The 2,064-nt window shown below is 63.9% G+C and carries 1 protein-coding gene; it reads left to right on the top strand.

The annotated features are described in order from the left end of the window. A partial coding sequence (locus tag WCB02_RS11170) for a thiamine pyrophosphate-requiring protein (RefSeq protein ID WP_423958209.1) occupies positions 1-1,704 on the top strand: 1,704 nt, incomplete at its 5' end. Positions 1,705-2,064 lie beyond the last annotated feature (360 nt).

Raw genomic sequence — 2,064 nt, 5'->3', positions numbered from 1 at the left:
GCCAATTCCTGTTCCAAATGCAGCTTCAGGCCGAGTGCAACATCGGCCAGTTCGGGAAGGGAGACGGCCATGAAACTTGGCAGCGCGATCGCGGAAATTCTCAAGCGCGAGGGGATCGAGATTCTCTGCGGCTATCCGGTCAACCATCTGATCGAATATGCCGCCAATGCCGACATCCGTCCCGTCATGGTGCGCCAGGAACGGATCGGGCTGCACATGGCGGACGCGATCTCGCGGGTGACGTCCGGGCGCAGCATCGGCGCCTTCTGCATGCAGCATGGCCCCGGCGCCGAGAATGCGATGGGCGGCGTGGCGCAATGTTTCGGCGAGTCCGTGCCGGTGCTGGTGCTGCCGATGGGCTATCCGCGCAGGATCGCCAATATCGAGCCGAACTTCAATTCCAGCCAGGCGATGAAGCCGTTTACCAAATCCTCCGAGCCGATCATGCTGGCAAGCGAGGTCGGCAACATCTTCCGCCGCGCCTTCACAAAGCTGAAGAACGGCCGCGGCGGTCCGGTCATGGTCGAGATTCCGGCCGACATGTGGAACGAGGAGGTGCCGGAACCGCTGAACTACACGCCGGTGCTGCGCACGCGCTATGGCGCCGATCCCGCGCATGTCAGGGAGGCGGCCGCCCTGCTGGTCGCCGCCCGGCGGCCGGTGATCTATGCCGGCCAGGGCGTGCACTACGCCAGGGCGTGGCCGCAACTGAAGCGGCTCGCCGAGCTTCTCGCCATTCCCGTCACCACAAGCCTCGGCGGCAAATCGTCGTTTCCCGAGACCCATCCGCTCTCGCTCGGCTCCGGCGGACTCGCCGCGCCGCGCGCGGTGCCGAAATTCCTCGCGCAAGCCGACGTGATCTTCGGCATCGGCTGCTCCTTCACCGAGACCTCGTTCGGCATCGCCATGCCCAAGGGCAAGACCATCATCCATTCGACGCTCGACCCCAATCATCTCAACAAGGATGTCGAGGCCAGGATCGGACTGGTCGGCGATGCCGCGCTGGTGCTCGAGGCGCTGCTGGACGAGATCGGCAAGACCGTCACCGCCGATCGCGACGCGCGCGCCGTCGCAGCCGAGATCGCCGCCTCGCACCAGGAGTGGCTTTCGAAATGGATGCCGAAGCTCACCGCCAACGACGCGCCGCTGAACCCTTACCGCGTGCTCTGGGACCTGCAGCACACCGTCGATATCAGCAACACCATCATCACCCATGATGCCGGCAGCCCGCGCGACCAGCTGTCGCCGTTCTGGAAACCGGTCGAGCCTTTGTCCTATATCGGCTGGGGCAAGACCACCCAGCTCGGCTACGGGCTGGGACTCGCGATGGGCGCCAAGCTCGCAAAGCCCGACAAGCTCTGCATCAACGTCTGGGGCGATGCCGCGATCGGATTCACCGGCATGGATTTCGAGACCGCGGTGCGCGAGCGGATCCCGATCATGTCGATCCTGCTCAACAATTTTTCGATGGCAATCGAACTCAAGGTGATGCCGGTCTCGACCGAGAAATATCGATCGACCGACATCTCCGGCGATTACGCGGCGATGGCGCGGGCATTCGGCGGCCATGGCGAGCGCATCACCAGACCGGAGGACATCGTGCCGGCGATCAGGCGCGGCATCGCCAAGACCCAGGAAGGCGTGCCGGTGCTGCTGGAGTTCATCACCAGCAAGGAGACCGAGGTGGCGCGGCCGGGGACGTGAGGGTCGATCCCGTAGTGCCTGACATTTGGCGGCGATGCGAAGCGTCGATCCCGGAATGACGGTCTGAACGACCGATCGCTCGCAACCTGGCGTTTTCCAAGCCCTCAGACATCCTGAAGCATGATCCAGACCAGCGTTCCGATTTTCAGAAATTGTTCTTGACGCCCGCCCCAAATCACCCGCATAGTGCCGTCATCCTGTCCCACAGAGGGGCGTTCCGGATCGTCCAGAGACGCGGGGCAGGATGCGGTGGACGCGGCAGTGTCAGGCGTGACACGTGATGGCAGGGCGGGTTCTTATGGAGCCTGTGAGCGGTCAACGGCATGCTGACGAGTGGTGCTGTCGCGTACGGTGAAGTCG

The sequence above is a fragment of the Bradyrhizobium sp. genome (assembly GCF_049581145.1).
Lineage (GTDB): Bacteria > Pseudomonadota > Alphaproteobacteria > Rhizobiales > Xanthobacteraceae > Bradyrhizobium.
Note: the sequence above shows the minus strand (reverse complement) of the source record. Positions and strands in the feature narration are given on the sequence as shown.